At 56.6% G+C, this 6266-nt stretch carries 6 protein-coding genes and 1 pseudogene; 4 read left to right on the plus strand and 3 right to left on the minus strand.

Annotation, left to right across the window (positions count from 1 at the left end):
* Both K5905_RS24860 and K5905_RS24865 read left to right on the plus strand, forming a co-directional pair.
* Positions 1-1366: SLC13 family permease (locus K5905_RS24860; RefSeq protein WP_297589109.1), on the plus strand; the 1366-nt coding region annotated here is incomplete at its 5' end.
* A gap of 110 nt (positions 1367-1476) precedes the next feature.
* A complete protein-coding gene (locus K5905_RS24865) occupies positions 1477-1983 on the plus strand; it encodes a flavin reductase family protein (protein WP_297589112.1) in 507 nt (168 codons plus the stop codon).
* Between the two features lie 15 nt (positions 1984-1998).
* On the opposite strand, the gene K5905_RS24870 is transcribed toward K5905_RS24865, so the two are convergent.
* Positions 1999-2901, minus strand: a complete 903-nt coding sequence (locus tag K5905_RS24870) for a LysR family transcriptional regulator (RefSeq protein WP_297589115.1) — start codon at positions 2899-2901, stop codon at positions 1999-2001.
* A gap of 115 nt (positions 2902-3016) precedes the next feature.
* On the opposite strand from K5905_RS24870, the gene K5905_RS24875 reads away from it, so the two are divergent.
* On the plus strand, positions 3017-4123 hold the full coding sequence (locus tag K5905_RS24875) for an LLM class flavin-dependent oxidoreductase (protein WP_297589117.1): 1107 nt from the start codon (positions 3017-3019) through the stop codon (positions 4121-4123).
* Positions 4120-4941, plus strand: a complete 822-nt coding sequence (gene pcaD / locus K5905_RS24880) for a 3-oxoadipate enol-lactonase (RefSeq protein WP_297589118.1) — start codon at positions 4120-4122, stop codon at positions 4939-4941. Before K5905_RS24875 ends, pcaD begins: the two co-directional genes overlap by 4 nt.
* 66 nt (positions 4942-5007) lie before the next feature.
* On the opposite strand, the gene K5905_RS24885 is transcribed toward pcaD, so the two are convergent.
* Positions 5008-5841, minus strand: coding sequence for a polyphosphate kinase 2 family protein (locus K5905_RS24885; protein WP_297589121.1), 834 nt, complete (start codon positions 5839-5841; stop codon positions 5008-5010).
* Positions 5842-5853: 12 nt separating this feature from the next.
* Positions 5854-6266 (minus strand): annotated as a pseudogene (locus K5905_RS24890) (metal-transporting ATPase); the annotation flags it as partial.

Below are 6266 nucleotides of genomic sequence, written 5' to 3' on the forward strand. Positions count from 1 at the left end.
GGTATTGGCGCTGATCGCTGCGGCTCTCGCCGCGTCGGTCCTAGGCTGGCTTGGACTGCAGGGCGAGGCTCCACAGCAAGAACTTTATCTTGCCGGTGGTGTCGGAACAATTTCGATTGCCCTGTTTGCAACACGGGTCTTTCCCGACATCGTTGCCGCTTTTCTCGTCTTTCTGTTCAGTCTCGGTGTTGCAATTGCACCGGCTTCAGTCGTCTTTTCAGGCCTTGCCTCTGGAGGCTTCTGGCTGCTGGTTTCGGGAATTATCCTCGGCGTCGCGGTGGTTACGACCGGTCTGGGCACACGCATTTCCAACCAGATGCTCGCGCTTTCAGGAACCTCCTACAGCCGGGCAGTGCTTGTCATGGCAATGGCTGGATTGCTGCTCGGAGTACTGATCCCCTCGACAATCCCGAGGGTATTGATCCTGATCCCGGTCGCCGTCGCATTATCGGCATCGCTTGGGTTTGAACCGACCAGCCGGGGTGCGGCTGGTCTGTGTGCAACGGCGGCGGCAGCAACGCTGCTGCCGACATACATGATCTATACGGCCAATTTGCCAACGATCGTCCAGTTCGGCGCATTGGAGAGCCTCTACGCCATCAAGTCCACCTACTCCGGTTATTTCCTGGCGCAATTTCCAGTGAACCTGTTGCGCCTCGCAGTTCTGCTTCTGGTTCTCCAGCGCTTCAGTCCCGATCCACAATCAGTGCCGGAGCCGCAGGGGGATTGGGAACACCGCCTTACTGTCCCGCAAACTCGTCTGCTCTCCCTGTTGCTCTGCGCAATCGTCTTGTGGGCCACCGATTTTCTTCACGGCATCCAACCCGCCTGGATCGCCCTCGGCGTTGCCACGATTGCGCTGTGGCCAAAAACCGGTCTCCTGTCCCGTACTGCCATGAAGGAAAAAGTCGACCTGACGCCGGCGCTTCTGTTCGGCGCCATATTCTGCGTCAGTGCCCTTGCCCGTCACGTCGGCTTGGACCATGCTCTCGCTGATGCGCTGATAGAAAAAATGGCGCTGACACCTGGGCAGAACATTTGGAACATTTACGCCATTTTCGGCTTCTCCGTTCTCCTGTCTCATCTCACAACAGCACCGGCGGCCCCGCTTGTCCTGGTTCCATTTGCAGAACCGCTGGCTACAGCTTCTGGCCTGTCCATTGAGACGGTCGCAATGACGCAAATGATTGGCATCGGTAGCCCACTGCTACCCTATCAGGCACCTCCGCTGATCGTTGCCATGTCACTGGCCGACATACCCACGGGACTCCTGACCAGGGTGTGCCTTGCATTGTTTGCAGCCGTTGCCCTGATCGGGTTGCCGTTGACCATTTTCTGGTGGCATCTGACGGGTTTCCTCGGTTGAGATTGACACAGATCAATGACATCAAAAAAATTGATCCAAGAAATCAGGCATAATAATTTGTCTTAATGGCCTGCTCCGTTATCTTGATGAAACTGTCAAGGAGGGGTCTCATGAATGCTATGACCGGTACCGGAGAATTCAACATCGATCCGCAGGCGCTGCGCCAAACGCTTTCCTGTTTCCCGACAGGCGTGGCGATTGCGACAACAAGGTCTCGCGACGACGAACCGATCGGCGTGACGATCAGCTCGTTCAATTCTGTGTCGATGGACCCGCCTCTGGTGCTTTGGAGCCTGGCCCGCAAAGCAGGCAGCTTGTCGGAATACAGAGCCCATCGAGGCTTTGCCATCAACATCCTGTCTGCCGATCAGGTGGAACTCTGCAAGCTGTTCGCGAGCCCCCAAAGGGACCGGTTTTCAGGCCTCGAATGGGTTGAAGGCGCTCATGGCGTCCCGTGCATCGCAGGATGTGCGGCCTCACTTGAATGCGAGACGCACGCGATCCATGACGGTGGCGACCACGAAATTTTCATCGGCAGGGTCATTGCTCATATGTACAGCGAAAAGACCCCTCTCGCCTTTGGCAAAGGTCAGCTTGGCGCTTTTGCCGTCGCCTGAACCAATTCACGGATGTCATTCGGCAACGAGAATTTCGACTTCCCGCTTGAGCGCATCCAGGAAGATCTGCGCCTGCGCGGACAGCGGGCGACGCGCAGGCTCGATCTGAACCAGATCGAGATACAGCGGCGGCTCGTCAATCGGAGCGACACGGCGAATACGCCCATGTCCGTCCGGTGCGCAGATCACGCCCGGTAAAATGGTCACCCAGTCGGACCGTGCGACAAAGTCCAGGGTTCCCAGCATCGCATCCATCTCCATAACGCGATCGACGCGAACCGAATGCGTGGTGAGATAATCCTCGATCCGTGTTTTGCGGATGTTCGTCCGCGAGGGCGTGACGAGTTTGAAAGCTGGCAGATCCTTCAGACGCACGGGTTTTCCGTGAACGATTCCGCTTTTCGGTCCGCCAACAAGCATTTCACGATCCTGCGCCAGATGCGTCACATTCAATCCGACAGCCCCGGCAAACGCCGGTACGATTGCAAAGTCCAGTTCTTCCGCCTTGACGTTGTCTGTGAGCGCCCCGCTATAACCTTCGATGATCTGGATCGACACATCGGGATGCTGCTCGGCCATCCAGCTGAGAGCCGGTGCCAGTGCTGCGCGTGCCAGAACCGGCATGATCCCGGCCCGGACGGACCCCGTCAGCGTTTCGCGGCTTTTCTGCGCATCGATGATTGCTTCTTCGGCGCTTCGCAAGATGTTCAAGACCCTGCGATAATAACGGGCTCCTGCTGGTGTCAGCAGAACGCCGTCGCTGGTACGCTCGAACAGACGGATACCAAGCGCGTCCTCAACTGCTGAGACATGCTGCGAAATGCCGGACTGCGTGGCATTTTCCCGATTGGCGGCCTTCGTGAACGATCCTTCTTCTGCAACAGCGACCACGGAGCGCATTTGCCGGAGTGAAATCATCGGAGCCTCATTAGATTTCTTGATAGCTCAATTTAGTACTTATAATTTTCCCAAACACCACCCTCGGCATAAAGTTTGATCTAGATCAAGAATAACGCTTGAGAGGAGCAGGCCTATGGAACTCGGTTTCTTCACAATGCCAATTCACCCGTTGGACAAGGATTGGCGACTGACGTTGAAGGAAGATCGCGAAGCCTTTTTGCTGGCGGATGAACTCGGCTTCAAGGAAGCCTATTGCGGCGAGCATGTAACCGACAAAGCCGAAAACATCACCAATTGTTCCATGTTCATTGCCTCTCTTGCCGCCTCGGTCAAGAACATGCGCCTTGGTACGGGTACGGTGAACATGCCGAACGCGCATCCAGCGGCTGTGGCAGCGCAGGTCGCCATGCTCGACCACATGCTCGACGGTAAATTCAATTTTGGTATTTCCCCCGGCGGATTGCTCTCTGACGCAGAAGTGTTCGGAAATCTGGACGCAGATCGCAACGAGATGTTTCTGGAAGGCATCAACACCGTCCTGAAAATCTGGGAAAGCGAACCGCCCTACAACATTGAAGGCAAATACTGGAAGGTCACCACAGAGCGCACCAGCCTGACCGATATCGGTCAGGGCATTATTCCCGGCCCGTTGCAGCGCCCGCATCCACCCATTGTCGTGACAGCCGTCGCACCGTTCTCCAAAGGCGTGACCGAAGCGGCCGCCCGCGGATGGGATCCGATCAGCGCTAATTTTCTTATGCCTCAGTGGGCTGCCAGCCACTGGCCGAAATACGTCGAGGGTTGTGAACGCGTTGGACGTCCCGCACTTGCGGAAAACTGGCGTGTGGCCCGTTCGGTATTTGTCGCAGACGATCTCGACACTGCGCGCGAATATGCACTCGGACCTGAAAGCCCCTATCGGTTCTATTACAATCAGATCCTGACCAAGATGCGCAAAAACAACCGTCTGGCCCTGTTCAAGACCCACAGGGATCAGCCGGACGATGAAGTGACGCTGGAAGGCGTTCTGGACAAGCTCGTCACCTGGGGCACGCCGGACAAGGTCACGGACGATCTTCTGAGCTTCCGGGATACTGTCGGTAACTTCGGAACCCTGCTTTACGCCGGCAAGGACTGGGCCGACCCGGAGCTTGGCAGGCGCTCGATGATCCTGCTGGCCGAAAAAGTGAACCCGGCTGTGAATGCCGCCATTGGCACAAATCAGCAGGCCGCCCAATGATCGGCCGCGTCAACCTTGGCAGCCACAGCCTTCAGGTCTATGTCGATGGCCCTGAAGGCGCGCCCTGGCTGATCCTGTCGAACTCGCTCGGTGCGAGTGCGGCAATGTGGGGACCGCAGATCTCAGCGTTGAGCTCCAACTTCCGGGTTTTGCGCTACGATACCCGCGGTCACGGCAAATCAGATGTGCCGGAGGGTCCTTACAGCTTTGACCAGCTGGTGGGTGACGTCATTGGGCTCATGGATGAACTCGGTATCGAAACCGCCCAGTTCATGGGTCTGTCAAAAGGTGGCATGACCGGACTGGGTCTCGCCCTTTCCCATCCGGATCGGATCGAACGGGTTATCTGTGCCGACGCACGATCAGATGCCCCGCCCGCTTTCAAAACCATGTGGGACCAGCGGATAAGTCTGGTGCAAGAACACGGTATGAAAGGGGTTATCGACGGCACGATGGCGAGCTGGTTCACACCCGAATGGACCGACGCCAATCCCCAGGCCGCAAAGGAAATCCGTCAAATGGTCCTGTCAAATCAACCAGCTGGCTACATTGCCTGTTGTCGTGCGCTGCAGAATCTCGATTATTTCAAGGATCTTCCGAAGATCACACTACCGGTTCTCTATATCGGTGGAAGTCTCGACAAGGCTGCCTCGCCGGAAATCATGCAGGCCATGGCGGATGCAACACCGGGTGCACGCTATGCTGAAATCCCTGGTGCAGCTCATCTGGCCAACATCAATGCCAGCAAGGCCTATAACGACCTGGCACTGGATTTCCTGGTGGCAGACGAACCCGTTGCGGTCGCCGATCAGGCATGACGGCGCCCCTGATTGGCGCTGGAACACCCCACCGTTTCAGCGTCAATTCAGGTTCATCCGTGCCGCTTAACCATCTTCTGCCGCCTTGAGATATTTTTGCCGGATGACATCGATATCCACCGAAGGCTTTGGGGCTTTGAGCTTCATATTCTGCAGGGTTTCCAGAATGATCTGGGACGCCGCAAGATTGCGGAACCATTTGTGGTTCGACGGCAGTACATACCAGGGCGCATGACTGGTGGAGCACCGCTCCAGCATGGCTTCATAAGCCTTGGTGTAATCCCCCCAAAGCTCGCGTTCGGAATAATCGGAATCTGAAATCTTCCAGTGACGGGCCGGATCATCCAGCCGGACCTTGAAGCGCTTGAGCTGTTCCTCCTTTGAAATATAGAGGAAGAATTTGAGGATCGTGACCCCGCTTTCGCTCAGCTGCCGTTCGAACTCGTTTATGGCGTCGTAGCGTGTTTCCCAGACTTTCTTCGGTGCAAGATTATGAACGCGTACCACAAGCACATCCTCATAGTGCGAACGGTTGAAAACGGCCGCCTGCCCCAGTCCCGGAACATGTTTGTGCACTCGCCACAGAAAGTCGTGCGCACGCTCTTCCGCTGTCGGCTGTTTGAAGCCGGTGACGGTTGTCCCCTGCGGGTTCATGGCCCGAATGACATGCCAGCAGACACCGTCCTTGCCTGCGGCATCGATCCCCTGAAGCACGACAAGCAACGCGTGTTTCTTCTCGGCATAAAGAAGTTCCTGCAGAGGAGCGATTTTCGCAAGTGTCTCCTCCAGTTCAGGGGTGGCCTTCTCGTGGGTCTCGTGCCGACCATGGAAGCCGGGATCGATATCGGCAAGCTTCACAGAGCTTCCCGGTTTGACGATCAAGCGCTCGCGATACTCCATTTTGGCCTCCTTTTACCGGTGCAGGTGCCCGTGCTGATGCAAATGCGCATTGACGATTTCGGCGGAACGCGTACGGCGAGACAGGCGATTGTCCATGAGCCGCTCCATCGCAACACGCACGCCTCCGAGCACACAAAGCCAGACAAGCAGATAGACCCAGATCCAGCCGATAGTTGCCCAGGCAATCTCAGGCACGATCCAACCGAAGCCGCACATGAGCACCGCCAGTGCCTGGGTCAACACGATTGCCAGAGCAAGTGGTCGCGCCGGATAGGGCGGCTCAAAGAACCACTTGTAGGTGCGGGTCACGAGGAGAAGCAGATGCCCGCCCGCAACAAGCTGCAGAAACATGACTGTCTGCAATTGCGATTGGTGTTGCAGACCGAAATAGGATTTCAGAGCAGTATCATTCATCACCGCAAACC

Origin of the sequence: Roseibium sp., from assembly GCF_025698965.1 — a bacterium.
Classification (GTDB): Bacteria; Pseudomonadota; Alphaproteobacteria; order Rhizobiales; family Stappiaceae; genus Roseibium.

Coding starts and splice junctions, on each gene's coding strand:
- pcaD (WP_297589118.1), top strand. CDS start 4,120: ATGATCGGCCGCGTCAACCTTGGCAGCCACAGCCTTCAGGTCTATGTC.
- K5905_RS24870 (WP_297589115.1), bottom strand. CDS start 2,901: ATGATTTCACTCCGGCAAATGCGCTCCGTGGTCGCTGTTGCAGAAGAA.
- K5905_RS24875 (WP_297589117.1), top strand. CDS start 3,017: ATGGAACTCGGTTTCTTCACAATGCCAATTCACCCGTTGGACAAGGAT.
- K5905_RS24885 (WP_297589121.1), bottom strand. CDS start 5,841: ATGGAGTATCGCGAGCGCTTGATCGTCAAACCGGGAAGCTCTGTGAAG.
- K5905_RS24865 (WP_297589112.1), top strand. CDS start 1,477: ATGAATGCTATGACCGGTACCGGAGAATTCAACATCGATCCGCAGGCG.